Source organism: Hymenobacter sp. YC55, from assembly GCF_029433095.1.
In the GTDB taxonomy this organism is placed as follows: Bacteria; Bacteroidota; Bacteroidia; order Cytophagales; family Hymenobacteraceae; genus Hymenobacter.
Window position 1 is genome coordinate 1531948 of the sequence record NZ_JARNTX010000002.1, and the last position, 25763, is coordinate 1557710.

21 protein-coding genes are annotated in these 25763 nt (G+C 54.1%); 7 read left to right on the forward strand and 14 right to left on the reverse strand.

Features of this window, described 5'->3' with window-relative positions; translation table 11 throughout:
- Positions 1-389: 389 nt before the first annotated feature.
- Positions 390-3017 carry a cyanophycin synthetase gene (gene cphA, locus P1X16_RS19750; protein ID WP_277232650.1) on the forward strand — a complete coding sequence of 876 codons (2628 nt, stop codon included), beginning with the start codon at positions 390-392 and terminating at the stop codon, positions 3015-3017.
- Between the two features lie 167 nt (positions 3018-3184).
- Here cphA and P1X16_RS19755 read toward each other — a convergent pair whose 3' ends face one another.
- Positions 3185-4132: a hypothetical protein gene (locus P1X16_RS19755; protein ID WP_277232652.1), complete on the reverse strand. Its 948-nt coding sequence runs from the start codon at positions 4130-4132 to the stop codon at positions 3185-3187.
- Between the two features lie 128 nt (positions 4133-4260).
- Here P1X16_RS19755 and P1X16_RS19760 point away from each other — a divergent pair, with 128 nt between their 5' ends.
- Together P1X16_RS19760 and kdsA are read left to right on the forward strand one after the other, a co-directional pair.
- The gene (locus P1X16_RS19760; RefSeq protein WP_277232655.1) at positions 4261-4878 is read left to right on the forward strand and encodes a methyltransferase domain-containing protein; all 618 of its coding nucleotides are present in this window, start codon (positions 4261-4263) and stop codon (positions 4876-4878) included.
- Between the two features lie 199 nt (positions 4879-5077).
- Positions 5078-5902 carry a 3-deoxy-8-phosphooctulonate synthase gene (gene kdsA / locus P1X16_RS19765; protein ID WP_277232657.1) on the forward strand — a complete coding sequence of 275 codons (825 nt, stop codon included), beginning with the start codon at positions 5078-5080 and terminating at the stop codon, positions 5900-5902.
- Between the two features lie 26 nt (positions 5903-5928).
- Here the strand turns inward: kdsA and P1X16_RS19770 are convergent, their stop codons facing one another.
- The gene (locus P1X16_RS19770) at positions 5929-6759 is read right to left on the reverse strand and encodes a class I SAM-dependent methyltransferase (protein ID WP_277232660.1); all 831 of its coding nucleotides are present in this window, start codon (positions 6757-6759) and stop codon (positions 5929-5931) included.
- A gap of 119 nt (positions 6760-6878) precedes the next feature.
- The gene (gene apaG, locus P1X16_RS19775; protein ID WP_277232663.1) at positions 6879-7265 is read right to left on the reverse strand and encodes a Co2+/Mg2+ efflux protein ApaG; all 387 of its coding nucleotides are present in this window, start codon (positions 7263-7265) and stop codon (positions 6879-6881) included.
- Positions 7266-7374: 109 nt separating this feature from the next.
- On the opposite strand from apaG, the gene P1X16_RS19780 reads away from it, so the two are divergent.
- On the forward strand, positions 7375-8040 hold the full coding sequence (locus P1X16_RS19780) for a uracil-DNA glycosylase (RefSeq protein ID WP_277232665.1): 666 nt from the start codon (positions 7375-7377) through the stop codon (positions 8038-8040).
- Between the two features lie 125 nt (positions 8041-8165).
- On the opposite strand, the gene lepB is transcribed toward P1X16_RS19780, so the two are convergent.
- From lepB to P1X16_RS19815, 7 genes are all read right to left on the reverse strand, one after another.
- The gene (gene lepB, locus P1X16_RS19785; RefSeq protein WP_277232668.1) at positions 8166-9344 is read right to left on the reverse strand and encodes a signal peptidase I; all 1179 of its coding nucleotides are present in this window, start codon (positions 9342-9344) and stop codon (positions 8166-8168) included.
- Positions 9345-9516: 172 nt separating this feature from the next.
- Positions 9517-10236, reverse strand: a complete 720-nt coding sequence (gene dapB / locus P1X16_RS19790; protein WP_277232671.1) for a 4-hydroxy-tetrahydrodipicolinate reductase — start codon at positions 10234-10236, stop codon at positions 9517-9519.
- A 96-nt stretch (positions 10237-10332) separates the two neighbouring features.
- Positions 10333-10986: a DUF5683 domain-containing protein gene (locus tag P1X16_RS19795; protein WP_277232673.1), complete on the reverse strand. Its 654-nt coding sequence runs from the start codon at positions 10984-10986 to the stop codon at positions 10333-10335.
- Positions 10987-11100: 114 nt separating this feature from the next.
- Positions 11101-12066 (reverse strand): ParB/RepB/Spo0J family partition protein, encoded by a 966-nt coding sequence (locus P1X16_RS19800; protein ID WP_277232675.1) that lies wholly within the window; start codon positions 12064-12066, stop codon positions 11101-11103.
- A gap of 142 nt (positions 12067-12208) precedes the next feature.
- Entirely contained in the window at positions 12209-12586 is a 378-nt protein-coding gene (locus P1X16_RS19805) for a hypothetical protein (protein WP_277232677.1), read from the reverse strand.
- Between the two features lie 80 nt (positions 12587-12666).
- Positions 12667-13476 (reverse strand): AAA family ATPase, encoded by an 810-nt coding sequence (locus tag P1X16_RS19810; protein ID WP_277232679.1) that lies wholly within the window; start codon positions 13474-13476, stop codon positions 12667-12669.
- Positions 13477-13588: 112 nt separating this feature from the next.
- Entirely contained in the window at positions 13589-14269 is a 681-nt protein-coding gene (locus P1X16_RS19815) for a metal-dependent hydrolase (protein WP_277232682.1), read from the reverse strand.
- 87 nt (positions 14270-14356) lie between these two features.
- Here P1X16_RS19815 and P1X16_RS19820 point away from each other — a divergent pair, with 87 nt between their 5' ends.
- Both P1X16_RS19820 and P1X16_RS19825 read left to right on the forward strand, forming a co-directional pair.
- Positions 14357-16030: an ABC transporter substrate-binding protein gene (locus tag P1X16_RS19820; protein ID WP_277232685.1), complete on the forward strand. Its 1674-nt coding sequence runs from the start codon at positions 14357-14359 to the stop codon at positions 16028-16030.
- A 137-nt stretch (positions 16031-16167) separates the two neighbouring features.
- The gene (locus tag P1X16_RS19825; RefSeq protein WP_277232688.1) at positions 16168-17598 is read left to right on the forward strand and encodes a glycosyl hydrolase family 28 protein; all 1431 of its coding nucleotides are present in this window, start codon (positions 16168-16170) and stop codon (positions 17596-17598) included.
- Here the strand turns inward: P1X16_RS19825 and P1X16_RS19830 are convergent, their stop codons facing one another.
- The 4 genes from P1X16_RS19830 to P1X16_RS19845 all read right to left on the reverse strand — a co-directional run bounded on the left by P1X16_RS19830 (position 17599) and on the right by P1X16_RS19845 (position 24012).
- A complete protein-coding gene (locus P1X16_RS19830) occupies positions 17599-18126 on the reverse strand; it encodes a DUF6438 domain-containing protein (RefSeq protein ID WP_277232690.1) in 528 nt (175 codons plus the stop codon).
- A gap of 124 nt (positions 18127-18250) precedes the next feature.
- Positions 18251-20128, reverse strand: a complete 1878-nt coding sequence (gene yidC, locus P1X16_RS19835; protein WP_277232693.1) for a membrane protein insertase YidC — start codon at positions 20126-20128, stop codon at positions 18251-18253.
- 299 nt (positions 20129-20427) lie between these two features.
- Entirely contained in the window at positions 20428-22071 is a 1644-nt protein-coding gene (locus P1X16_RS19840; RefSeq protein WP_277232695.1) for a CTP synthase, read from the reverse strand.
- A 504-nt stretch (positions 22072-22575) separates the two neighbouring features.
- Positions 22576-24012, reverse strand: coding sequence for a Gfo/Idh/MocA family oxidoreductase (locus tag P1X16_RS19845; RefSeq protein ID WP_277232697.1), 1437 nt, complete (start codon positions 24010-24012; stop codon positions 22576-22578).
- Between the two features lie 351 nt (positions 24013-24363).
- Here P1X16_RS19845 and P1X16_RS19850 point away from each other — a divergent pair, with 351 nt between their 5' ends.
- The gene (locus P1X16_RS19850) at positions 24364-25725 is read left to right on the forward strand and encodes a D-alanyl-D-alanine carboxypeptidase (protein ID WP_277232700.1); all 1362 of its coding nucleotides are present in this window, start codon (positions 24364-24366) and stop codon (positions 25723-25725) included.
- Positions 25726-25763: the final 38 nt, after the last annotated feature.

Here is a 25763-nt window from a genome sequence, read left to right on the forward strand (position 1 = left end):
GGGTCCGCCCGTCACCTCTTTTTCCTGTTTTCTGCGTACCGAGTGCCCCGGTTGATTAGCCCCAACCGGGGCAAATTTTTTGGGTGCAATTTATAAGCAGGCCCGACTAAATAAGAAGGCCCACTAGCACTGCTAGTGGGCCTTCTTATTTAGTCGGGTTACAATACGACAGTTGCGTTGGATGAGGTAGCTTTCATAGAAAAGCGGAAATTGAAAGTGCTCCCCACTAAGCAGTATAGTGTGCGCTTAGAGTCGAGATACCAAGAAAATAAAGCGCTAAAGCCGAGGTGTAGGGAGAAATAATAGGTATCCTAGCTCAAATCCCTACATTTAGCTTCCGCGTACAACGGGCATTATTTGCCTCCTACGCCTTCCACTTCTTGCTTCTTATGAAGATTATTGACCTACGCACCATGCGCGGGCCCAGCTACTGGTCCGTTAAACATTACAAGCTAATTGTAATGAAAGTGGATCTTGAGGACTACGCCGACCAATGGTCGAATGCGGTGCCAGAACTAGCCGAACGTCTCACGCAATTAATGCCCGAACTTGGCAAGCCGCACGCTGCTTTCGAGTCGCAGAAGCAAGCGGCCAAGCATCCACCCTTAACGCAAGAACAATTAGCTGATGGCGAGCCCCTCGGGCATGTTATTCAGCACGTAGCCCTGGAACTCCAGCGCCAAGCCGGAATGCCTGTGTACTGGGGCAAGTCGTACCCAGCGCGCGAGGAGGGAGTTGAATTCGTGGTGTTTAGTTACCAGGAAGAGCGGGCCGGCCGCCGTGCCGCCGAAGCTGCCGTGGAAATTGTGGAATCGCTCTGCCAAAAGAGACAGGTGGACCTAAAGCCCATTATCGATGAACTGCACGAAATTCGAGAGGAAGAGTTCATCGGGCCAAGCACCTGGAGTATAGTGTCGGAGGCTGCCTCAAGGGGCATACCGTATATCCAGCTCAAAAATAGCGGTATCATCCAGCTTGGGTACGGGGTCAACCAGAAGCGCATTTGGGCCACTACTACCACCTATACCTCGCACGCAGGAGTGGAAATAGCGGGCAATAAGAACCGCACGAAGGCCATGCTGCATGATGCCGGCGTGCTGGTGCCACAGGGGACTACCGTGTATTCTGAAGATGGATTGCGAGATGCTATTGAAGAGTTGGGCTTTCCGTTGGTAACCAAGCCGCTCGATGGCAACCACGGCAAAGGTGTCACTATTCGCATCATGAATTGGGAAGATGCGGTGGAGGGCCTGAAAATGGCGCAAGCGTATTCTAGAGCAGTTATTGTCGAGCAATTTATTGAGGGAGCAGACTTCCGGCTACTAGTCGTGAACGGCAAACTGATAGCTGCCGCCAAGCGCACCCCTGCTGCTGTAGTCGGCGACGGGCAGCATACTATCCAAGAACTGATCGACGAAGTAAACAAGGACCCGCGCCGTGGGGTAGGGCATGAGAAGGTGCTCACCAGCATCAAAGCCGACAAGCACACGCTTGACATTCTAAAGGGGTTGAAGCTGACCCTGGAATCGGTGCTGCCAGAAGGGGAAACGGTGTATCTGAAGAGTACCGCCAACATCAGTACGGGTGGCACAGCCACCGACGTGACGGACTTAATGCACCCCTACAACGTGCTGCTTGCGGAACGCGTAGCCGGCATTGTAGGGCTCGATATCTGCGGCATCGACCTGATGACGACTGATATTGCGGTACCGCTCAATGAGACGCGCGGTGCCGTAATTGAAGTAAATGCTGCACCTGGTTTCCGGATGCATATTTCACCCACCGAAGGTTTGCCGCGCAACGTTGCGGAGCCCGTAGTAGACATGCTGTTTCCGCCCGGCTGTGATTCTCGCATCCCAATTATTGCCATTACGGGTACCAACGGCAAAACCACAACCACCCGCCTTATTGCTCATATGATAACGGCAAAGGGCTACAAGGTAGGCTTCACGACCACGGATGGTATCTACATTCAAGGGCGGCAATTGCAGAAAGGCGACTGTACGGGCGGTGTCAGTGCCGAATTTGTATTGAAAGACCCAACTATCAACTACGCGGTGCTGGAGACGGCGCGGGGTGGTATGTTGCGCTCGGGTCTTGGCTTTCACACCTGCGACATTGCCGTGGTAACCAACGTAGCCGCCGACCACTTAGGGATGCGCGATATTCATACGGTCGAGGAAATGGCCGCTGTGAAAGGCGTATTGCCGCGGACCGTGCGCAAAAATGGCTGGGCGGTGCTCAATGCCGACGATGATTTGGTGTACGCAATGCGTGAAAAGGTGGACTGCCGGGTGGCGCTATTCAGCATGGATGAAAGAAACCCGCGCATTCTCGACCATGTAGAAGCGGGCGGTGTAGCGGCCGTGTACGAGGAAGGCTACGTAACCATCTATAAGAACAGTTACAAATTGCGCATCGACCGGGCCGCGGAATTTCCCGTGACCTTTGGTGGGCGGGCTACATTCAACATCGAAAACAGTTTGGCAACGGCCCTGACTGGTTATTTGGCGGGCATGGAGCGGGAGGACATCAAACTAGCGTTGCGCACGTTTGTGCCGTCGGCCAGCAAGACGCCCGGCCGCATGAACTTATTTAAGTTTCCGAAGTTCGAAGTCATTGTAGACTATGCGCACAACACGCACGGCCTAGAAAACTTTGCGAAGTTTCTGGATGCTACGGAAGCTACCCGTAAGATTGGGATGGTATCGGGGTTGGGAGACAGGCGTGATGAAGACACGCTAGGTTTCGCTCGTGTAGCTGGTCGCATCTTCGATGAAGTAATTCTCCGTCAAGATCGGGACCTGCGGGGCAAGACGGCCGAGTTCCTGAAAGACATCATGACTCGTGGCCTGCGCCTCGACAAACCAGAACTGCCCATCACCTACATCGAAAATGAATTGGAGGCGGTGGATTATGTAATGGCCAATGCTCCACAAGGCGCTGTGATTGTGCTCCTCACCGAAAACATAACGGCTGTGTTGAAGAAGCTGGAAGAATACGAAGCGAAGGTGTAGCTAACCTGCATGTATTATTTGTCTTTAGGTGCAGAAACAAGCTTCTGCTTTCACGCCTACTCCTAATAAAACCAATGAAAAGGGCCACCTCAGATAGAGGTGGCCCTTTTCATTGATGAAATTTTAAACTAGCTGAATTCAAGCAAGCTGATCTAGCTAGGTCACGCTTATTTCAGAGTGAAAGACGTTTTACCAATCATAACGCCGCCCTCGTACAATTCAACCGTGTGCTGGCCAGTCTTGTATGGGGCGCCTTTCGCGTAGAGGAACTGAACAGGTTGACGGGTATTGTCAAACACGAGGTCTTGCTTGGCCGTGTAAAAAGCCTCGGAGCCATCGACCATGAACGTGCCACCACCAGTGCTCAGGTTGTAGAGAGCAGCGCCGTCGGGCTCGATCAGGCGTAGCATGATCTGCTTGGTTTCCTTGGGCGACACGTCGTTGCGAGCCAAGTTGAAGGTGATTTTTACCTTCTCAACCCGCTTGGCTTTGAATTCATTGTCTTCATCATCCTTCTCCTTGTCGCGCGAGTTCAGTACACCAATGCGGATGTTCTCGGCCTGAAGGCGCGATGCTACCGCTACTTTCTCGCTCAGCTCCTGGTTGGAGCGGGCAATGGTGGTGATAGTGTCCGTGAGCTTGTTCTGACGCTCTTTGAGAGTAGTGGTTTCGGTGTACAACGCTTCGTTGTCAGCTTTGAGCTGAGCAATTTCTTCGTCCTTCTTGCGAAGCTGTGCCTCAAAGTTGATGGCGCGCTGCTTGAAGCGCTGCTGCTCCTTGATAGAGAAACTACCGGCTTTGAAAGAACGAAGCTTCAGCAAGTCGGCATTGATAGAAGCAATCCGGGCTTCTAAGGAGTCGTTGGACAGGCCCATCGACTGTACTTCTTGGCTCTGCCGCTCGAAATCGGCTTTGAGCGTTTCGTACTGTTTGATTTGCTCTTGCAGCTTGGAATCTTTCTCAGTTACCTGCGTAGTGAGTTGCTCATTCTCCTGGGTTTTCTGCCGGTTCATCCAATACAGGACGCCGTTGATGCCAAGTAGCACCAGCGCCAATGCGACGATGAGTAAAAAGCGACTGTTGTTCCGGGGGGTTGGGCTTTGTTCTTGTTCCATTGCAAGCAGGGTTAAGTAAAGGTCGGACGCGCCGATAGTGTAGTATCTTGTATGCGCAAACAAACGAAATTTTACAACAATCTAACTTCTGTCAAGTAAAATCAGACAGTGAAAGGTACGAGGTCTGCATGAAACCTACCACTCAACTCGATGAAGCGTATTGGAGCCGGCGCTATGCAACCAACCAGACGGGCTGGGATGCTGGCGCTATAACGCCGCCGCTGCGCGAATATTTCGACCAATTAGGGCCTGCTGATTATTGGCGAATTCTTGTTCCGGGTGCTGGACGCGCCTACGAAGCCGAGTACCTTCACCAGAAAGGATTTAGAAATGTTTTTGTGGCAGATATTGCCGAGGAAGCCTTGCGGGCGCTTCAGCAGCGTGTTCCCGACTTCCCAGTAGCTCATTTGCTTCACCAAGATTTTTTCACGCTCCAACCAACGCCTCCGTTTGATATGCTGGTCGAGCAAACCTTCTTTTGCGCCCTAGATCCAGCCCTGCGTCCATCTTACGCCGAGCAGTGTGCCCATCTGCTGCGCCCAGGCGGAATAGTAGTCGGATTGCTATTCGAAACTGACTTTGGCGATTCGCCGGAGCCCCCGTTCGGAGGTACTAGAGAAGAATACCGGTCGTATTTCGAGCCCTACTTCGACTTTGTGCATTTCGACACGGCCTATAATTCGCTTCGGCCGAGGCAAGGCAGGGAGCTGTTTATTTGTTTGAAAAAGAAAGCAGCACACAACTAGCCGCGGTGTATGCTGTTGCTGCCAACAACCGCAATGCAAAATATTGCCTGTTGCGCGTTGCCGCACCAGTTGCTTGCTATGGTTCGCCGCCGAAGAATATGTTAAGCGGGGTAAGATGCGCGTCTCTGCTACCTTTGGCTTCTTGAAATAGCTGAGGCCGGTTGGCTTGAGCTTCTGCGTATGCTACATTTCTCCTTCCATGCTTGAACTCCTCGCCAACACCCTGCCGCATTTCCGCAATACTAATTCTGGTCAGTTCTTTTTGATGGCTGGTCCCTGCGTGATTGAGGGCGAAGACATGGCCCTGCGCATTGCCGAGAAAGTGCGCCACATCACCGACAAGCTGCAGATTCCTTACATCTTCAAAGGCTCATACCGCAAAGCCAACCGCTCCCGCCTCGATTCCTTCACCGGTATTGGCGACGAAAAAGCTCTGCAGATTCTGGCGAAAGTCGGCCGTGAAATGGGCGTGCCTACCGTTACCGATATCCACGAATCGGGAGAGGCGGCGCTGGCGGCGGAGTATGTGGATGTGCTGCAAATTCCCGCGTTCTTGTGCCGGCAAACCGACTTGCTGATTGCCGCTGCCGAAACAGGCAAAGTGATAAATATCAAGAAAGGCCAGTTTCTGAACGGGGAGGCTATGCAGTTTGCTGTCGACAAAGTGCGTCAGTCGGGCAATCAGAACGTTATCCTCACTGACCGGGGCAACTCGTTTGGCTATTCCGACCTTGTAGTAGATTTCCGCAACTTGCCCGCTATGCGCGAGTTTGGGGTGCCCGTGGTGATGGACGTAACGCACTCTTTGCAGCGACCCAACCAGAGCAGCGGCGTCACGGGCGGGCAGCCGGCTCTTATCGAAACCATTGCCAAAGCGGCCATTGCCGTCGGAGCCGATGGCTTGTTTATTGAAACGCACCCTACGCCAGCCACTGCCAAATCGGACGGCGCGAATATGCTAGCCCTTGACAAGTTGGAAGACCTGCTAGTGAAGCTGACGAAAGTGCGGGAGGCCGTACGGTAACAACTGCCGCAGTCTGCTTGTAGGCTTTAAGCTGAAAGCCACTTGGTACGGTCCAGCAACTTATCTAATGCGCTATTGAAGCGGAGCCGGAAGTGTTGTCGGGGTTGGTTGCGTCGGAAGAACACCAACCCCACAAAGAACAGGTCAATGGTCAAGCGGACTTCGGGATGCTGGCGAATCGTGTTCCAAGCCCGTTCCATTTCGCTGGACCAGTGAATATCATCGAGCACGAACACGCTTCGCTCTGTGCGGTGAGCTACGCACAGGTTGAAGTAACGCAGAGTTGGCTCGTAGCGGTGGTTGCCGTCGAAGAAGGCGAAGTCAAGAGGCGCGTTAAGAGTAGCTAGGGTAGGAGCGAGGGTTTCGTCGAGGTTGCCTTCAACTAGTTCTATGTTGCGCAGGTGAAGTGTCTGAAACGTTTCGCGGGCAATTTGGGCTGTATTAGGGCAACCTTCAAACGTGAGCACCCGGCTGCGGGAGTCGGCGGCCGCTAAATAGGCGGTGGTGAGGCCAAGCGAAGTGCCAAGCTCCAGAATAGTGCGCGGCTTGAAATGATTAACCAGCCGAAAGAGCAGTTGCGCCAGATTGGACGGCTTGGCAGCGGCGCGGGCTATGTCGCCTATGCGGCGGCGGCGGCCGGCGCCGGTGTGTGAGCCCGCCCCGAAGTCGCGAACTTCTATTTGTTGCTGGCTTTGTAGCAACTTCTGTCGTCTAGCCTCAATGTCTTGGAAAGCTGCGAACTGACCGTCGTGGTGGATAACGTGATTGTAGAGCCCAAAAACGAACGGGGAATGCAGCCCATGTGCATTCCCCGAGCGAAAAAAAAACTGAACGTAGCGAAGAGCTTGGAAAAGCAAATTTTTGACAGTTGAGTTAAATAGCGAAATGGTTGAATCGTTCAGATGGCTGGTCGTTCCAACATGTTGCTGAACGACCAGCCATCAAACAATTCAACCGTTTGGTTATTCGGAGCAGGTTAATTCAGGCGGTATGGCACTACAAGGGTGAATTCCGGAATTTCAACCGTGAATACACTGCCATCAGCGAGGCGCTCCATTTCATAGGTGCCGCGCATCTTACCGAGCCCGGATTTCAAGTTGCAACCCGAAACATACTGGTGTGCCTCACCCGGCTCCAAAACCGGTTGCTGGCCTACTACGCCTTCGCCTTCAACTTCGCGTACTACACCGTTGGCATCATGTATGTACCAGTGACGGCGTAACAGCTTCACGGTATATTCGCCGTTATTACGAATATCAATCTTGTACGCAAATACGTAGTGTTCTTGGCCAGGGCTCGAATAGTCAGGCAAATAGTTTGTCGTGACGCTCACGGTAACGCCCTGCGTGGTGGTCGTATTCATGATTACTGTGCGGTGTGGTGAGACTAACAGCCGGGGCCGGAATTTGGTTTATGTACGCAGCCGGAGCCAAACAGGGTCCGCTCAATCCGCAATAATTTCTTTCCAACGTATGAATGTAAAGATAGAAGAGAGTTGGCGCAAGGTATTACAGCCAGAATTTGAGAAACCATATTTTCAACATTTAATTGCTTTTGTGCGGGGCGAGTACGCTACGGCTACGGTGTACCCACCAGGGCCACTAATTTTCCATGCTTTTGATGCCTGTCCGTTTGAAGCGCTGAAAGTGGTGATTCTTGGCCAGGACCCTTATCATGGTAAAGGACAAGCGCACGGGTTGAGTTTCTCAGTGGCAGAAGACAAGCGTACCCCTCCGTCTTTGCAAAATATTTTCAAGGAACTACAGGATGATCTGCCCGGTACGCCGCCTGCTCCCAACGGCAACCTCGACCGATGGGCGCAACAAGGCGTTTTGCTGCTCAATGCTACGCTTACGGTGCGGGCGGCCGAGCCTGGCAGCCACCAAAAGAAGGGCTGGGAACAATTCACCGATGCCGTTATTCAAACCATTTCCGAGCAGAAGCAAAACGTCGTCTTTATTCTGTGGGGCGCTTATGCGCAGAAGAAAGCCGAATTGATAGACGAGCGTAAGCATCTTGTTCTCAAAGCGGCGCACCCATCACCTTATGCTGCCGACCGAGGATTCTTTGGCTCTCGCCCCTTCAGTAAAACCAATGCCTACCTGCAGGAGCACAGCCTGAAGCCCATTGTTTGGTAGGTAAAGGACTGAAGTAGATTACGTAGTTGCTGGGAGCGGTAAACCTGCTTCGTTACACAATATGAAAAAGGGCTTGCCAGTTGGCAAGCCCTTTTTCATATTGTGTAAGTATTACAACCCGAGAGTTAGTGGATCGTGTTGAAAAGCCGGCTCCAGCGAATTTTGTGGAAGAAGTCAGCATACGGATCAACGGACATCCAGATCATAACGGCTTTGCCGACGATGTGGTCTTCAGGAACGAAGCCCCAATAGCGGGAGTCAAGCGAGTCATGGCGGTTGTCGCCCATCATAAAGTAATAGTTCTGCTTGAAGGTGTAGCTCTTTAAGGGCTGACCATTCTGCATCAATACGCCATTTATTATGGTTACGCCTTCATTGTGCTCGTAGCGCATGATGATTTTCTCGTAGATAGGCGTGTTCTGCGGCGTAAGCTGTACGGTTTGTCCTTTCTTGGGTAGCTGCAGAGGACCGTAGTTGTCTTTGTTCCAGTTGTTGATGGGCTGCGGCGTGCTTTGTGGGTAGTCCGGGTTGTTCGGGAAAACATCGGGCTCCGCTTGACCAGGGGTTGCCTTATCCTGCACTACTGCTTTTACGTAAGGCTGCTTGCGGAAAAAATCGGCAGTGGCCGGCGTGGCATCAATCATGAAGGTAGGCTCCTGCATGCCGTAGAGTGGCTCGGGTTGACCATCCGGACGGTTAAAATTGGTGACGCCTTGCTGTTGAAACGCCTTCTTGAGGTCGTCATTGGGCTGGGGCACCTGCAGGAAGTAGCGGTTCTGACTTTGCGGCGGATTTACCATCGGCTTGCCATTGACAAGCACCTGCGTGTCTTTAATTTCCAAGACATCACCGGCAACTGCTACGCAACGCTTGATATAGTTGGTGCGCAAGTCGGCGGGGTGCTGGTTTTCGAAGGGCACATTGAACACCACCACGTCGCCACTTTTCACCTCCGAGAAGCCAGGCAGGCGGTAGCTCGGTAGCTGAATAGCGTCGGAATAGCTTTTAAGGCCGGTGCCCCAAAGTGTTTGGTGAGTAAGCGGAATTTGTAGCGGCGTCTGGGGAGTGCGTGGTCCGTAATGCAGCTTGCTTACAAACAGATAGTCGCCTACCAACAGCGAATCTTCCATCGAAGGCGTCGGGATGGTATAGGCCTCGAAGGTAGCCCAGCGGATGAGGGTAGCGGCTACTACCGCGAATAGAATGGCATCTCCCCATTCCCGAAAGAAGCTTTTCTTTCTTTCGATAGGCTTAGGCGCGGAAGCCGCTTTCATGCGTTGTTCCCAGGACTGTTGTACGGCCATAGCAAGAGTGCGAAATCAGGTAAGGCCCGGCCTAAAGCCAGGCAGTAATTTAAAGTCGGAATATCCGAAGAAATTAAGGGGCAACAGCTATATCATTCAAACCTTGCCAGGCTTTTTCCTTCTCAACTAAGCTGTAGCAACCAGCTAGTTAACAATTCAAGTAGCAAGCCGTTCAAATACCTAGCAAATCCTTCATGCCAAATACCCCTTGGTGCCCAGGAAGCCACTCGGCAGCTAATAAGGCGCCCTCTACAAATCCGTCGCGGGTATGTGCCTCGTGCTTGAGTTCAAGGGTATCAGCTTCGGAGGTGTAGGTTACAATGTGGGTGCCTACCACCGAGCCTATTCTTTCGCTAAGCACCGCTAGCTCGTTGGGCGCTTGTGCTGCCTCGTTGCGCCAAATTGTTTTGCTTGGGAAATGACGCAGAATTGCTTCTGCCGCCGTCAGGGCAGTGCCGCTGGGTTGGTCTACTTTCTGGGTGTGATGAATCTCGCGCACCTGCACATCGTAGCCGCCAAACTGATGCATTTTGGTGGCGATGTATTCATTGAAATGAAAAAACAGGTTTACGCCCACACTATAGTTGGAGGCGTAAAACAGGGAGCCATCATTGGCCTGACACAGCTTTACGGCCTCCTGAAAATGATGAAGCCAACCCGTAGAGCCGCACACCACAGGCAGACCCTGACGTAGGCAAGCCTGCACGTTGGCGAAAGCCGCATCAGGGTGCGTGAATTCGATGGCTACATCGGCGGTGGTAGTATCGAAGTCGGCAATATTGGCTTCGGGATAAGCAGGATCAATAATACCAACGACTTGGTGGCCCCGCGCTACGGCGCGGGCTTCGATAGCGCGGCCCATTTTGCCGTAGCCAATCAACAGAAGCTTCATTTCTTGAATTACTAGGGTCTGGTTGCTGCTTTCCAGTTGTCGTGCCAACAGGCTAGTCGATTATCAACTAGAAAGCAGCAACGAGCAAGCAGAAGCTTATTTGAAAGTGAGAGTGAGGCCAATACCAGGTGTGACGGCGGCAGTAGGCATCCGCAACATAGTCGGCTCCAATTGCAGGCTCAAATCGTCACTGATATCGAAGTCACGCAGGTGAGCGTCTACCACGGCATCAATTATTTGTACTCCGTACGCCAAGGCTACATATGCTATGAACACGTCACGTTGGCGCCTATAAGTGTTGATTCCTCTCTGAATTGAGGAGTTAGGGTATTCATTAGTGAGTTTACCCTCATCCGGATGGGGTGTATTACTGCCATTCCGCAGCCTTTTAGCTTCTACGAAGGTTTGATACCGTTTCAGATAAAATAGCTCCCCGTAGAGGGTGCCACCCACGGCGCCGTACACCAGTGGCAACTTCCACCAACGCCGGTTATATATCTGCCCGGCGCCAGGCAGCAACGCCGACAGAAAGCCGGCTTTTGCGGGCTTGGTCATCTTCAAGCCGAACAACCGAGCCGTACGGCGCACCGAATCGGGTACTATTTGTGTGCTGACCTGGGCTGAATCTGGTCCTGCCGTTACGACGGTGGTGCGGGTAGGCGGAGTAACTTGGGCATGCGCTTCCTGCGCCAGTGACAGAGCTAGGAAAAGCGCAGCAGCCAAGTTGCGAAAGCAGGAATGAAGTTTCATAACGGGGAGCCAAGGCAAGTCAACGGCAACTGAATCCATAACGTTGACAAATAGAAGCTAGTCTGCTGAAATATAGGCTAAACTTACTGTAGCTCACGTTCCAACTGCCTAGCACTACGCGGGTTGCAGAATGTGCAGGATACGCTGCATGTCTTCCACCGAATCGAAGGCAATTTTGATTTCGCCTCGACCTTGCGGACCTGGCTTCACCATTACCCGGCTCCCGAACCGTTCGGTTAGGTGGCGCTCAGTGCGGCGTAGTTCTGCTACCGGCACTTGGCCAGCCATGTCTTGTGCAGGTTTGGTTGCAGGTGCTCCAGACTTCTCTACCGGATTCAGGCCGGCCCGTACTAGTTGCTCCACCCGCCGTACCGATAGTTCTTCGGCTAGGATGCGGTGAAATAAGGCCAACTGCTGCTCAGGGTTCTCGATATTGATGAGGGCGCGGGCGTGGCCCATGCTGATGGCCGTATCGCGCAGCCCAATTTGAATATCGGGTGGCAGCTTGAGCAGGCGGAGGTAGTTGGTCACGGTCGAGCGGTTTTTGCCGACCCGGTCGCCCAACTCTTCCTGCTTCAGGTTGCACTCGCTCACCAACCGCTGATAACTCAATGCAATTTCAATAGCGTTGAGGTTTTCGCGTTGGATGTTCTCGATAAGCGCCATTTCCAGCATTTGCTGGTCATCAGCTTTCCGGATGTAAGCTGGAATGGTGTCGAGACCTGCAAGCTTAGAAGCCTGCAAACGACGCTCCCCGCTGATAAGCTGGTAGGCATTGGTGCCCGTTTGGCGCACCGTTACCGGCTGAATGATGCCTTGAATCTTGATACTTTCAGCCAGCTCATGCAAAGCATCTTGGTCGAAGTGCGTGCGCGGCTGGTAGGGATTCGCTTCAATCTGACCTACCGGAATCAGCCCCACTGAGTTCATTGGGTGCGGCACTAGACCTACCCGGTCGCTCTTTTTCTCGTAGCTGCCCTCAATTAAAGCATTCAATCCGCGGCCTAAACCACCGATTTTGCGCTTGGCTGCCGCCGACGGTGCAGCTGGAACAGATTTCTCTTCTTGCTTGTTTGACATACCTACAATTCGCCTTCTCGCAACGGCGCGGTAAAAGCGGGATTCAAAAATACACAAACGCCGGGAAGGGAAGGGGTATTTTGTTCCACGAAAGTAAAATAAGCGTGGAACGTTGTGATGAAAGCCGTTTGCCTGCTGCAGTTTATTGCACTGGATTGGAGTGCAGGTTAAGGATGGCAACAACTTCACATACCGCCACCCGTTTGGGTCCTTCCACAAAATAACCCCGCAGCCCTACTCTGATATGTTGCTGATGCAAAGCCCGTGATGTAGGGAAGACAATAAACATATCTGCTAACCCATACGTCGGCACAAAAGGCTCGGTCATTAGCTGGCCATTGGGCTGCAGAATCTCCGGCCAAATCATGAAGGTGCCGGTAGATATACCTTTGTGATCGTAGCGGAAGTCCCAACGAATGTGCTGGTTGGCTGGCGTTTTGCGGCCGCCTTCTTCAGCACTATACAAAGCGTAGCTGACCCGGAAATCAGGTGGTAGTCCGTTCTTGGAATATGAATCCATCTAAGGCAGGTAGCAACCACTAAAAAAGCAGAAGCCCACGGATTTCGCGGGCTTCTGCTAGATAAACGATAACCTAAGACCTATGCCGCTGCGTCCTCGGCGGGCTCCGAGGTTCCAGCAGCTTCCACGTTCTTTTCCACGATTTCGCGGGCCAGATTGAGGTAGCTAATGCTGCCTTTGCTTTCGGCGTCGTGCAGAATAACGGGGATGCCGAAACTAGGCGACTCGCTTAGCTTTACGTTGCGCGGAATGATGGTATCGAACACGAGCTGCTGGAAGTGCAGCTTCACTTCCTCTACCACTTGGTTGCTGAGACGCAAACGCACGTCGTACATCGTCAGCAGAATGCCTTCGATTTCAAGGTCTGTGTTCAGGCGGCTCTGGATGATTTTGACGGTGTTCAGCAGCTTACCCAAGCCCTCGAGAGCGAAATACTCGCACTGTACCGGAATGATAACGGAGTGTGCAGCCGTGAGGGCATTGACCGTAATCAAGCCCAAGCTAGGGGAGCAGTCGATGATAATGAAGTCGTACTGATCAGCCAAAGGACGCAGGGCGTCCTTCATCTTTTCCTCCCGGTTGGGCAGGTTGATCATCTCCACTTCCGCCCCCACCAAGTCGATGTGGGAGGGCATGAGGTCGAGGTGGGGCAGCACGTTGGTTTGGAGCACGATGTCCTGGGCATTGATGCCGTCCACCATGCACTCGTAGATGCTGTTTTCAATATCCTTGGGGTCGAAGCCCACGCCGGAGGTGGCGTTGGCCTGCGGGTCGGCGTCCACGAGGAGCGTCCGGTACTCCAAAGCCGCCAGACTGGCCGCCAAGTTGATAGCCGAGGTGGTTTTGCCCACCCCGCCCTTCTGATTGGCTACCGCAATGATTTTTCCCATGAGGGGGCTTGATTAATGGCTAAATAGCTGAATGGTTGAAGTGGCGCCTTGTTAAATGGGGTTGTGCCTGAGCACGCAACCAGCTAACAAGTAAACCATTCAGCCATTAAACTTACAAATTAATGGTTTCACCAATCTTGAGTAGCAACAGTTCTTTGCCGGCTTGGGTAGCCTTTTGCTTGGCTGCTTCTTGATCGATGGTAATAGGCGGGAACGTATCGTAGTGCATCCCGATAATTTTATTGGCTCCAGTCCAGTCAGCAGCTATCAGCGCGTCGTCGATACCCATCGTGAAGTTGTCGCCAATGGGTAGCAAGGCGAAGTCCAGCTTGTATTGCTCGCCGAGGAGCTTCATGTCGTAGGTGAGGGCAGTGTCGCCGGCAAAGTAAAAGGTTTTGCCTTCGGCTTCCACCACAAAACCAGCCGCTATGCCGCCGTAAGAACCGTCGGGCATGGAGCTGGAGTGCAGTGCGGCCACCATTTTCACGGTACCGAAAGGCAACGATACCTTACCGCCGATGTTCATGGCGTAGTTGGCTTTCAGACCTTTCTGGCCAAACCACCCTACTACTTCCGCCATACCTACTACCTCGGCACCAGTGCGCTTGCCAATTGCTTCGGCATCGGCTACGTGGTCGGCGTGACCGTGACTGAGCAGAATGAATTGAGCGTCAATCTGGTCGGTGGCCACGTCTTTGGCCAGTGGGTTCGGACTGATGAAGGGGTCGAAAAGCACTTTGCTGCCGCCGGTTTCGAGAAGGAAGCAGGAGTGACCGTAGTACGTGAGTTGCATAAGGAAAAGAAAGTGGCTGACCAGACGTGAAAGGCAACAGCCAGACGGGGTACCTTTGTTGCAAATATACGTGATTCCGCCTTTCCCATGCTCCCGATTTCGCGCTTGGTTTACTGTTCTGCTTTCCTGTCGCTGGTGTTGCTGGCTGGCTGTCAGGGCCCCGCACCGGCCACCGAAGCCCGACGTGTATTTCGCTACAATCAGCCCGAATCCCTTTCTTCCCTCGATCCGGCTTTCGCCCGCAACCAAGCCAATACCTGGGCTACCACGCAGCTCTACAATGGATTGGTGGAGTTAGACGACAGCCTCAAGCCTGGCCCTTCCGTGGCGCGGCGCTACGAAATAAGTGCCGACGGCCGGCGCTACACCTTCACACTTCGCCCCGATGTGCGCTTTCACGACTCCGATGTATTTCCGGGCGGCAAAGGCCGGCGCGTAACAGCGCAGGATTTTGTATACAGCTTCAAGCGGCTGCTCGAGGGAGCTACTGCTAGCCCCGGCGGCTGGATTTTCAGGGGCAAAGTGCTGGAAAACGCACAAGGCGAGCCTGCTGATACTGCCTTCGTGGCCGTAAATGATTCCACGTTGCGCATCCACTTGAAGGAGCCGTTTATTCCGTTCCTGGGTATGCTAACGATGCCTTACGCCTACGTGGTGCCGCGCGAGGCCGTGCAGCGCTACGGTAAGGACTTCCGCGAGCACCCGGTTGGAACGGGGCCATTCCTGTTCAAAGAATGGGATGAAGGCAACGCCATCATCTACCACCGCAACCCTAATTACTGGAAGCGCGATGCTCAAGGTAAGCGCCTGCCTTACGTGGATGCCGTGCAGATTAGCTTCATTCAGGACCGCAAAACCGAGTTTCTGACTTTCCAGCAAGGTAAGCTAGACTTTATCAGCGGTATTCGCTCTGGCTCGCGCGACCTTATTTTGTACCCCGATGGCTCGGTACGCGAAGATTTCAAGGGCAAGTTTCGCCTTCAGAAGGTGCCGTACCTGAACACCGAGTACATCGGTATGCAGCAGGACCCCACTAACCTGCGCGGCGACAACGCCGAAACCGGCCGCGCCTTGCGCGACAAGCGCGTGCGGCAAGCCCTAAACTATGCGCTGAACAAGCCGGAGTTTTTGGCATACTTCATCAATAACATTGGGCTGCCCGGCAATTCAGGTTTTGTGCCCGCTTCTCTGCCTTCTTTCAGCGCCAAACTGGTGCCTGGCTACACCTATCAGCCCGACAAAGCCCGCCAGCTTTTGCGCGAAGCTGGTTACGGACCAAACAAGCCGTTGCGCCTGCGCCTGAGCACCGTGGCCGAAAGCAAGGAGTACTGCGAGTATTATCAGAAAAAGTGGGCCGAAGTAGGCGTGCAGGTGGAAATAGATGTAAACCAAGGCGCTGCCCACGGCGAGTTAATCGACAACGGCCGTGCCGCCTTTTTCACCCGCAGCTGGCTCGGCGACTACCCCGACGCGGAAAACTATTTGGCCCTCTTCTACAGCCCCAACTTCGCACCCGCTGGCCCTAACAAAACGCACTTCAAAAATGCCGCCTACGACCGGCTCTATGAAAAGGCGCGGCTAGAGCAAAACCTAGAAAAGCGCTATGACCTCTACCGCCAGATGGACCGCATTGTGGTGGAAGAATGCCCAGTTATTGCGGTTTACTATGATGAAGTGGTGCGCCTCACGCAAAATAATGTGCACGGCCTCACCCCCAACCCAATGAACCAACTGGTATTGGAGCGGGTGCGGAAAGAGTAATTCGACTCCACTGCTGGAGAAGAGGGGAAGGGGTGAGGTACACGCAGGATGCTACAGGACGCTTAGGTGTCACCTAGTATCTAAGTTGAGGAGCCAAACCAGTACGGCGCTGGCTTGGAAACTCCTTTGATCTGCGTATGAATAGCAACTACATCCTGGTGCTAAGCAGCATTTTTTGGCTGTTCTTTAGCAATGCAACTCTAGCCGCGGAGCCAGAACCCGCTTGGGTGAAAAAGACGGGTGCGAAAACCTTTCCCACTAAAAAGCAGGAGTTCAAGGTAAAAGCATATGGTGCCAAGAGCGACGGCACCACACTGAACACCCGCGCCATTCAGGCAGCTATTGATGCTTGTGCGGCCAAAGGTGGGGGCCTAGTTACGTTCGAGCCGGGTGCTTACCTGACGGGTTCTATCTTCCTCAAGAAAGGCGTCAATCTACTTATTGCGAAAGGGGTGGAGCTGAAAGGCAGTCAGGATATCAAGGACTATCCGGAAATAGATACGCGGGTTGCGGGGATTGAAATGAAGTGGCCGGCCGCGCTTATCAATTGCATTGGCCAAGACAATGCCGCTATTACCGGCGAAGGCATAGTGAATGCGCAAGGCAAACCCTTCTGGGATTTCTACTGGAACCTGCGCCGCGAATACGAGCCCAAAGGCTTGCGCTGGATTGTGGACTACGACGCCAAACGGCCGCGCACGGTGCTCATTTCCGAGTCGTCCAACATCACGCTGAAGAACTTAACCCTACAGCAGGCTGGCTTCTGGACGGTGCAGATTCTGTATTCCCGGCAGGTCACAGTTGATGGGGTTATTGTGCGCAACAACATCGACGGGCACGGGCCTAGCACCGATGGCGTCGATGTGGACTCCTCGTCTTATGTGCTGATTCAGAACTGTGATATTGATTGCAACGACGACGATTTCTGTCTGAAGGCGGGCCGGGATTGGGACGGGCTGCGCGTGAACCGGCCGACGGAGTACGTAGTAATTCGGAACTGTGTGGCGCGGGCTGGTGGTGGACTACTTACACTCGGCAGTGAAACGTCGGGCAGCATCCGGCACGTGTTTGCCACCAACCTGACCGCCAACGGCACCGGTAACGGGATGAATATTAAATCGGCTACCACCCGCGGGGGAACGGTGGAGGATGTGCACTTTCAGAACATCACCATGAACGGGGTTAGCAATGTATTGCAGGTGACCTTGAACTGGAACCCGAGCTACAGCTACTCGAAACTACCCGAAGGCTACACCGAGGCCAACCTGCCCGCGCACTGGAAAAAGATGCTCACCAAGGTAGAGCCAACTGAGAAGGGAGTACCCCACTGCAACTCCATCTACCTCTCCGACATCGTGGCCAAAGATGCCAAGCGGGCTATTAATGCAGTTGGCCTGCCCGAGTCGCTCCTAACCAATTTCCACTTCAAGAACATGCAGATTGAAGGCGCAACCGCAGGCAGCATCGCCTATTCCCGCGACTGGCACTTCGAGAACGTAAACATCAGAACCAAAGACGCTGCTCCACTAAAGGTAGAAAACTCGGCCAGCATGCAAACCGTGAAGTAACTACCGATCAGTCGAGGCTCCCAAGGCGTTAGTTACCTGCTTTTCAACGTAGTCTAGGAAGCTCTTTAAGTCAGCGGGTACGCCTTCCTCGGCAATTACAGTTTTGGCCGTACCCTTCGCCGGATTAATGGTGAGGCTAGTGGCAGGCAAGTCGCTGGTGCCTAAGGTGTACTGCTCGGGTAACTCCGTGAAGTGTAACGCCCGGGCTTTGTCCAGGATAGATTTGATGGTTGCTGCTGGCATTCTTACCTCGCGCTTGCCCTCCACTGGCGCATACTCGAAGCCTTCGTAGCTCATGCGGCCATCGGCGTAAATGCGCGCTTCGTAATGTGGGCAGTAGCCGAAGCACGGCGTCTTGCGAAACACAATTACAGGCGTGGCCTCCGTTGCTGGTTTGCTGGTAGCAGCCTTATCGGTTTTCACTTTTTGCTTGGTGGCCGTTTGTGGAGCCTTGGGCAGTTGTTGGGCCTGTGAAGCGCAGGACGCAAGCAAGCTAGCCAACAAGAAAGAAGACAGAAGCAGACGCATACCGGGTACAAAAAATGAGAGTCGCATGACAAGGTTCAAAAAATAGACCGGTTTCCGTCGTTAAACAAAACGCCCTCCCGTCGGCTGACGGGAGGGCGTTTTGTTGATATAAGCCTTTAGGCTACTACGAACGGCGCGTTGGCTTCTTGGGCTTGGGCTCTACGGAGGCGGAAGTGCCTTCGTCGCCTTTGCGGGCTTGGGCGTCGCGTTCCTGGGCGGTGCGCATGGCATCCTGAAGGCGGGCCGAGAAACCGCCGGGCTTCTTGTCTTTGTTTTTGATCTTGTTAGCTTCGAGCTGCGCCCGAATCTTGGTGTCGTCTACCAAGCGGCGGGTGAGGGCCTGCTGGCCGAGCGTTACTACGTTGGAAACGAGATAGTACCAAGTCAAACCAGCGGCGAAGCTGTTCAGCACGAACATGAAGATTACAGGCATTAGGTAGCTGTAGAACTTCATCGGACCTTGCATAGCGGCCGGGTTCATTTGGTTGCTCTGCCAAGTCATTACCAGCGTCGAGAGCGTCATGAGCACCGTGAACAAGCTGATGTGGCTACCCAAGAAAGGCACCGCGAAAGGCAGCAGAATCGGCGAGTCGTAGGTGCTTAGATCTTTCGCCCACAGGAACGGTTCTTGCCGCAGCTCAATGGCGTTGGGGAAGAACTGGAACATGGCGAACAGAATCGGGATGGTGAGCAGCGTAGGTACGCAGCCACTTAGCGGGCTAACTCCGAAGGTGGAGTAGAGCTTCATAGTTTCCTGCTGCGCCTTCATCTGGTCGTCGCCGGCTTTTTCCTTGATGGCGTCGATTTCCGGCTTCAGCACTTTCATGCGAGCCTGCGAAACGTAGGTTTTGTAAGTCAGCGGCCAAGTCACAAGCTTGATCAGCACCACGAGTAGCGCGATAATGATGCCGTAGCTGGAAATAAACTTCTCGAGCACGTGGAACACCGGCAGAATCACAAACTGATTTACCCACCGGAACACGCCCCAACCCAAGTACACGTTGCGGTCGAAGCCGGGAGCCACTTCCTTCAGCATGCTAAACGAGTTCGGGCCGAAGAAATAGCGGAAGCTGGCTTTGCCTTGCTGCACATCGGCAGCCGGAATGCTCAGCGTGGAGCTCAGCGTTTTGATGAACGTGCTGTCGGCTACGTCAACCGTCGATACGAATTTGCCGTTCGGAAATTGATTGTTGGCAATGATACCGGCTACGAAGAAGTCGTGTTTGTGGGCAGCCCACTTCAGTGGTTCGGTGATGCTCACTTCCTCTGGCTTCTCCGAAGCCTCGGCCAAAGAGCCGTGGTCGTCGTTGGCGAGGTAGTGGTTGATGGTGGTGTGGTTGCGGTTCTGCTTCAGGTCCTGCTCGGTCTGGCGCACATGGTCCACAAAGGTGAACGTAAGCGGCTCCTGCGACATAGCCTGTTGCAAACCTGTAAAGCGCAAATCGTAGGCTACTTCATAGGCATTGTCGAACAAGGTGTACACCTGCTCGATCTGGCCGCCGGCCACGCTAGTTACGAAGCTCAGACGCTGGCCTTTCTTGTCGCCTTCAGTTACGGGTTGTGGCGCGCTAGGCTGGAAGTATAAGTCTGATAACCGAACGGTTTGACCACCAATAGTGCGAAAACGAGTGTCAATCTGAGCGCTCTGCGCGTCAAACAGATCTAGCGGCTTACCGAAAAACGTCTTGTACTTGGTGAGGCGTACTGCCTCGGGGCGCCCACCTTTTGAAGAGAACGTAACAGTAAGGTTATCGTTTTGCAGTTGCACCTGCTGCGCCGTGCCAGTGGCCGCGCCGGCAAAAGCGCCCAATGTGCGGGCAGCGGCTGCCGAATCGAGGGGGGCAGCGGAGGCAGAGGAAGTGGTTGAACCCGGCTTTGCGCTGGCAGCGGTAGTGGGCTTGTCGGCTGGTGTTTCCTTGGGCGGTTCGGGCTTAAAGAAATACAGGTAGACGAGAAGCAAGGCCGCAATCAGAAACAGGCCGGTTGCTGAATTTTTGTCCATTCAGGTAAAAATGAGGGCACTAGAGGAGTGTAAGGAACCAACGTCCCCTTCAAAAATCTGGCGACGCTGCCGCAAAGGTCGGACTTGTCAGGCGAATATTTTTGAATCGGCGTTTTTGGCAGAGAAAAAGGTGCGGCAAGGTGCCAAGTAATGGAAGCAACAGCTATAAAAACAGCTGTCATCCTGAGCTTGCGAAGGACCCTCCCACAGCTGAACGACAGACGTACCACGACTCGTTCTACTGGCAGAAGATCCTTCGCAAGCTCAGGATGACAGACAGAGTTACTTCACCATCCTAGTTACACCTTGCGGTGCTGGATGGCGGCTTTCACGAAGCGCACGAACAGCGGGTGCGGGTTCTGCACCGTGCTTTTCAGCTCGGGGTGGAACTGCCCGGCCACAAACCACGGGTGGCTCGGAAGCTCGACCACTTCTACTAGGCCGGTGGCGGGGTTAACGCCCGAAGGCACCATGCCCGCGTCCTCGAATTGCTTCAGGAACTCGTTGTTGAACTCGTAGCGGTGGCGGTGCCGCTCACTGATGTGGTTGCGGCCATAGGCTTTGGCTGCTTTCGAGCCGCGACGCAATTCGCAGTCGTAAGCCCCGAGGCGCATGGTGCCGCCCTTTTGGGTGATGCTTTTCTGCTCCTCCATCATGGCAATAACGGGGGCCGAAGTTTGCGGGTGCATTTCGGTGGAAGAAGCTTCTTTCATGCCGAGCACATTGCGGGCAAATTCCACTACGGCCACCTGCATGCCTAAGCAAATACCGAAAAACGGAATGTTGTTTTCGCGCACGTGCTTCACGGCCAGAATCTTGCCCTCAAAACCACGCTCCCCGAAGCCCGGTGCCACTAGCACGCCATCAACGCCGTGTAGAAGTTGCGCTACGTTGTCTTCGTTGATGTGGTCGGATTGGATGCTGCGCACCGTCACCTTGCACTCGTTTTGGGCGCCGGCGTGTACGAAAGCTTCGTTGATGGACTTATAAGCGTCGGGTAGTTCCACGTATTTGCCTACCAGCGCGATGGTAACTTCCTCGGTTGGATTTTTGAGGCGGCCTAAGAAGTCTTTCCATACTTCCAGGTCGGGCTGTTGGGTGCCGCCAGTCAGCTTCAGGCGCTTGATTACGCGCTCATCGAGCTGCTCTTTCAGCATGAGCAGCGGCACCGAGTAGATGCTGTCGGCGTCGAGGCTCTCGATAACGGAGTTGATTTTAACGTTGCAAAACAGCGCAATCTTGCGCCGCATCTCGGCCGGAATCGGGTGCTCGGAGCGGCACACCAGAATATCGGGTTGCAGACCCGCTTCGCGCAGGTCGCGCACAGAGTGTTGCGTCGGCTTGGTTTTCAATTCGCCAGCCGCCTTCAGGTAGGGCAGCAGCGTGAGGTGAATAACAAGCGAGTCGTTGGGCGGCAACTCCCACCGCAGTTGGCGCACAGCCTCCACGAAAGGCAAGCTCTCGATGTCGCCAATGCAGCCCCCAATTTCGGTGATAACCACGTCGAACCGGTCGTCTTCGCCGAGCAGCAGCATGCGCCGCTTGATTTCGTCGGTGATGTGCGGCACCACTTGCACGGTCTTGCCGAGGTAGGCGCCTTCGCGCTCCTTGCTGATAACGTGGTTGTAGATGCGGCCGGTCGTGACGTTGTTGGCCTGTGAAGTCGGTACGTTCAGGAACCGCTCGTAGTGGCCGAGGTCGAGGTCGGTTTCGGCGCCGTCGTCGGTTACATAACATTCGCCGTGCTCATAGGGGTTGAGCGTGCCCGGGTCGATGTTGATGTAGGGGTCAAACTTCTGGATGGTGACGCGGAAGCCGCGAGCTTGCAGAAGCTTAGCCAGGGAGGCGGAAATGATGCCTTTGCCTAGCGAGGAGGTCACTCCACCGGTGACGAAAATATACTTGGCCGTTGCAGCCGTGGGGGTAGGGGTTCGGTCTGGCATAACGGGAAACAAAGTTAGTGGATATATCCGGGGCAATCCACGAAACTTTGTGCTACGCGCGAGGCTGAGCTAGTGCTTTGTTTCTAAAGTCGAGTTTAGTTGGCTTGTTCGCCATGATAAACGGTCAGGCTTTCGTGAAAGACACTGTTAAAAATCTAGTAAAAAAACCATCCCGAATCCCTTCCTAACTAAGGATGGATTCGGGATGGTGGAAACTCTAGAACAACCTAGAAAACGTCATGCTGAGCGCAGCCGAAGCATCTCGCTAGTGTGGTACACCCTTTTGCCATTGCAACGATTCGAGCGAGATGCTTCGACTGCGCTCAGCATGACAGGTACTTTGACAACGGCAGCGCGCGAGATGCTTCGGCTGCGCTCAGCATGACCGATAGTTTAACAATACCAGACTGCAAGCAGTCAACCACCTCTATCCCTGCCTTACCTGAAGAGGGGATAGAGGTAGTTTTCTGACCTTTACATAGCTTCTTTTTGCTTTACTCTTGTTTACGCCTGCTTGGGCTCGGGGCCGCGGAAGACGTCAGTGCCTTGTACGGGAGTGAGTTTCACTGGCTTGCCTTCGCGGGCTGACTGGTAAATTGCCTCCATGATGCGGTGATCCTGCAAGCCTTCCTCGCCGGGCGTATGCGGCGGCTTATCGTTCATGACGCACTCGGAAAAGTGGTCCATTTCGGTGGCGAACTGGTTTTTCGACTCGATGGTAATTTGGTTCTGCATTTTAGCCGGACCCTCGGCGTGCGAGGTTTGCAGCCGTTGGCCAGTGTAGGCGTAGGCGTTGTCGAGGTGCAGCCAGCCCCGCTCGGAGTTCACCCGGTAGTAGCGCGAATCGTGAGTGTTGTAGTGCGTAATGCTGTCGACGATGATGCCGTCGGGAAAACGCATCTGCCACGACATATGCTCCTCTACTTCTTTAAATAATGGATTGCCGGGCGTGCTGTACGAATACGCAAATACTTCGGTCGGCTCGGTGCCGAGCAGGAAGCGGCTGGTGTTCAGGCAGTATAGGCCAATGTCGGGGAGGGAGCCGCCGCCAGCTAGGTCTTTCTTGTGGCGCCAGTGGTTGGGGTTGGCGGAACTCTGGCTGTTTTGGGTTTGGATGTACTTGGTCTTACCGAACTTGTTGTCACGAATCATGTCGCGCACCAGCCGATTGTAGGGCTCGTACTGAATGCGGTAGGCTACCATCAGCTTTTTGTTGGCCTTTTTGCAAGCGTCAATCATAAGCTGGCATTCGGCGGAAGAACTGGCCATGGGCTTTTCGCACAGGATGTGCTTGCCGGCTTGCGCGCCGCGCACCGTGTACTCGGCGTGCATGGAATTGGGCAGCACAATGTAGATAACCTGCACCTCCGGGTTGTCCTTGAGTTTGTCGTAGTTTTCGTAGCCGTAGCAGCTTTCGGGCTTGATGCCGTACTGTTGCGCCACCTTCTTTAGCTTTTCCGGCGAGCCGCTCACCAGCGCCACCGGTTTCGACTTCTTACACTCCCCGAAAGCCGGCAGAATTTCTTCCAGCGTGAGGTGTCCAAGCCCTACCAAGGCGTAGCCTACGCGCTTGTCGGGAGGCATGGGGGTAGGAGTAGGCCCCGATTTTGGGTCTACATCCGACTTCCAGGCCTCTAGTTCAATAGGTTTATCTAACTCGCTCGGCACCTTGGCAGGTGGCGAAACAGCTTCCGACGAAGGTACTTTCTGTCCATCGGGGGAGGTATAAACAGTATTGGCGTTGACTTCGGAGGCCGGTGTACCGGTGGTAGGGGTGCCCGCCACGGCACTCGAAGCGCCATCGGATTGGCAACTGGCGAGCGTGCCCGCCGCAACGCCCACTGCCAGCCCGCGGCCGGCTAAAGACAAGAATTCTTTACGTGATACCTCTTGGCCGGCATGACGCAGCACTGTATTGAGTAGTTCGTTGGTGAAAGACATAGGAAGCAAAAACTAGATGAGCAATACAGCTTAACATACTCCTAGGTCTAGGTGAGGTTGCGGTATAGCAAGGGTTAAGCACGAATTGCCATGATCTTGTAGCACAGACTACTAGCTCGCTAAAGTATAAACGAAACAGCCAGCAAACTTTAGGCGCCAAAGCAACTTGCTTATGCATAGCTGCATCTGCGCTTCAGGTTGCGCAACCCATGCACTTGGGCTGGCTTCCTGCTTTGCCTGAAAAGCAGAACAGGTGGAGCGGCTTCGCTGGAAGATTCCGGCAGGGCAGAAAGTTGAAAAGCAGGACGCTTTTGCCCATGTTGCAACACCTTTTGCCTGTTCTTGTCTTTGATGTCGGTTTTTCTGGTTGTTCGTCGCGCCCTATTTGTGAGCGTGTTGTGTTTGGTTGTACTGCCGATTTGGGCTCAGGTGGCCCCGGCTCCTGTCGCGCCGGCAAGTTTTGTAAACCCGGCCTGGCTGACCCAACTACTGCAGAATTCGGCGGTGCTGCGGCAGCACAATGTGGGCGTGTGTCTCACCGACGCAACTACTGGCGCCAAAGTGTTTGAGCTGAATGCCGAGAGGTACTTCACGCCCGCCAGCGTGATGAAGCTGTTTAGCTTGTACACGGGGCTGCACATGCTCTCCGACTCGTTGCCTAGCCTGCGCTACGTGGTGCGCCACGACTCCCTAATCTTCTGGGGCACTGGCGACCCTACCTTGCTGCACGGCGACGTACCGAGCCGCCGGGCGCTAGACCTTTTGCGTACTCGTCCGGAAAAGCTATTCTACGCCGAAATTCCGAATGTAACCGCCTACGGCCCCGGCTGGACCTGGGACGACTACAACTACTACTTCCAGCCCGAGAGGGGCCCCTTCCCGATCTACGGTCACACCGTGCGCTTCTACGCCACTGCCGGTAAGCCCCGACCCCGCGTGTACCCGCGTTTCTTTGGGCCACTGACACAGCCCGTTCCGGTTGGTACGCCCAACCCCGCCGACGACCATGTGCGCCGCCCGGAAATGGAGAATCGGTTTGCCTTCTTTCCTATCACTAAAAATTGGGTGGATGAAACGCCCTTTCGTACTAGTCCGGCGCTGCTGCTCGAACTACTGCAAGACACCTTGCACCGTCCTGTAGGTACAGTGACCTTCCGCCTGCGTGCGCAAGACAGCATTCAGGTGGTGAAAGGGTTACCGGCCGATTCGCTGTACCGCCGCATGTTGCAGGTGAGCGACAATTTTCTGGCAGAGCAGCTCTTGCTTATGTGCTCGAGCCGGATAGGAGACGACTCGCTCAGTACCAGTCGGCCAATTCGCGTTATGCGTACCCTGTTTCTAGCCAACCTACCCGATGCGCCGCGCTGGGTGGATGGCTCTGGCCTCTCGCGCCTCAACCTCGTTACGCCGCGTACCATGGTGGCGCTGTTGCTAAAGCTGCACCAAGAAGTGCCCGAAAAGCGTCTGCTCAGCCTCTTAGCTGCCGGGGGAGGCCATGGTACACTGCGCCGCGTGTACCGCGACCCACACGGCCCATGGCTGTGGGGCAAAACCGGCACGCTCACCAACAACCACAACCTTGTGGGCTATCTGCGTACTCGTTCGGGCCGGCTGTTGGCCTTCAGTTTTATGAACAACAACCACGTGGTGGAAACCAGCGAAGTCCGCAAGGAAATGGAGCGGGTGCTGACGCAGGTACGGGAACGGCTGTGATAATACAGGATCTAATGTCAATACCGCCTCTTCATTAA

Bases quoted from the DNA above. Each gene is read 5' to 3' on its own strand.
- cphA (WP_277232650.1), top strand. From the start codon at position 390: ATGAAGATTATTGACCTACGCACCATGCGCGGGCCCAGCTACTGGTCC.
- P1X16_RS19755 (WP_277232652.1), bottom strand. From the start codon at position 4,132: ATGGAACAAGAACAAAGCCCAACCCCCCGGAACAACAGTCGCTTTTTA.
- P1X16_RS19760 (WP_277232655.1), top strand. From the start codon at position 4,261: ATGAAACCTACCACTCAACTCGATGAAGCGTATTGGAGCCGGCGCTAT.
- kdsA (WP_277232657.1), top strand. From the start codon at position 5,078: ATGCTTGAACTCCTCGCCAACACCCTGCCGCATTTCCGCAATACTAAT.
- apaG (WP_277232663.1), bottom strand. From the start codon at position 7,265: ATGAATACGACCACCACGCAGGGCGTTACCGTGAGCGTCACGACAAAC.
- P1X16_RS19780 (WP_277232665.1), top strand. From the start codon at position 7,375: ATGAATGTAAAGATAGAAGAGAGTTGGCGCAAGGTATTACAGCCAGAA.
- lepB (WP_277232668.1), bottom strand. From the start codon at position 9,344: ATGGCCGTACAACAGTCCTGGGAACAACGCATGAAAGCGGCTTCCGCG.
- dapB (WP_277232671.1), bottom strand. From the start codon at position 10,236: ATGAAGCTTCTGTTGATTGGCTACGGCAAAATGGGCCGCGCTATCGAA.
- P1X16_RS19795 (WP_277232673.1), bottom strand. From the start codon at position 10,986: ATGAAACTTCATTCCTGCTTTCGCAACTTGGCTGCTGCGCTTTTCCTA.
- P1X16_RS19800 (WP_277232675.1), bottom strand. From the start codon at position 12,066: ATGTCAAACAAGCAAGAAGAGAAATCTGTTCCAGCTGCACCGTCGGCG.
- P1X16_RS19805 (WP_277232677.1), bottom strand. From the start codon at position 12,586: ATGGATTCATATTCCAAGAACGGACTACCACCTGATTTCCGGGTCAGC.
- P1X16_RS19810 (WP_277232679.1), bottom strand. From the start codon at position 13,476: ATGGGAAAAATCATTGCGGTAGCCAATCAGAAGGGCGGGGTGGGCAAA.
- P1X16_RS19815 (WP_277232682.1), bottom strand. From the start codon at position 14,269: ATGCAACTCACGTACTACGGTCACTCCTGCTTCCTTCTCGAAACCGGC.
- P1X16_RS19820 (WP_277232685.1), top strand. From the start codon at position 14,357: ATGCTCCCGATTTCGCGCTTGGTTTACTGTTCTGCTTTCCTGTCGCTG.
- P1X16_RS19825 (WP_277232688.1), top strand. From the start codon at position 16,168: ATGAATAGCAACTACATCCTGGTGCTAAGCAGCATTTTTTGGCTGTTC.
- P1X16_RS19830 (WP_277232690.1), bottom strand. From the start codon at position 18,126: ATGCGTCTGCTTCTGTCTTCTTTCTTGTTGGCTAGCTTGCTTGCGTCC.
- yidC (WP_277232693.1), bottom strand. From the start codon at position 20,128: ATGGACAAAAATTCAGCAACCGGCCTGTTTCTGATTGCGGCCTTGCTT.
- P1X16_RS19840 (WP_277232695.1), bottom strand. From the start codon at position 22,071: ATGCCAGACCGAACCCCTACCCCCACGGCTGCAACGGCCAAGTATATT.
- P1X16_RS19845 (WP_277232697.1), bottom strand. From the start codon at position 24,012: ATGTCTTTCACCAACGAACTACTCAATACAGTGCTGCGTCATGCCGGC.
- P1X16_RS19850 (WP_277232700.1), top strand. From the start codon at position 24,364: ATGTCGGTTTTTCTGGTTGTTCGTCGCGCCCTATTTGTGAGCGTGTTG.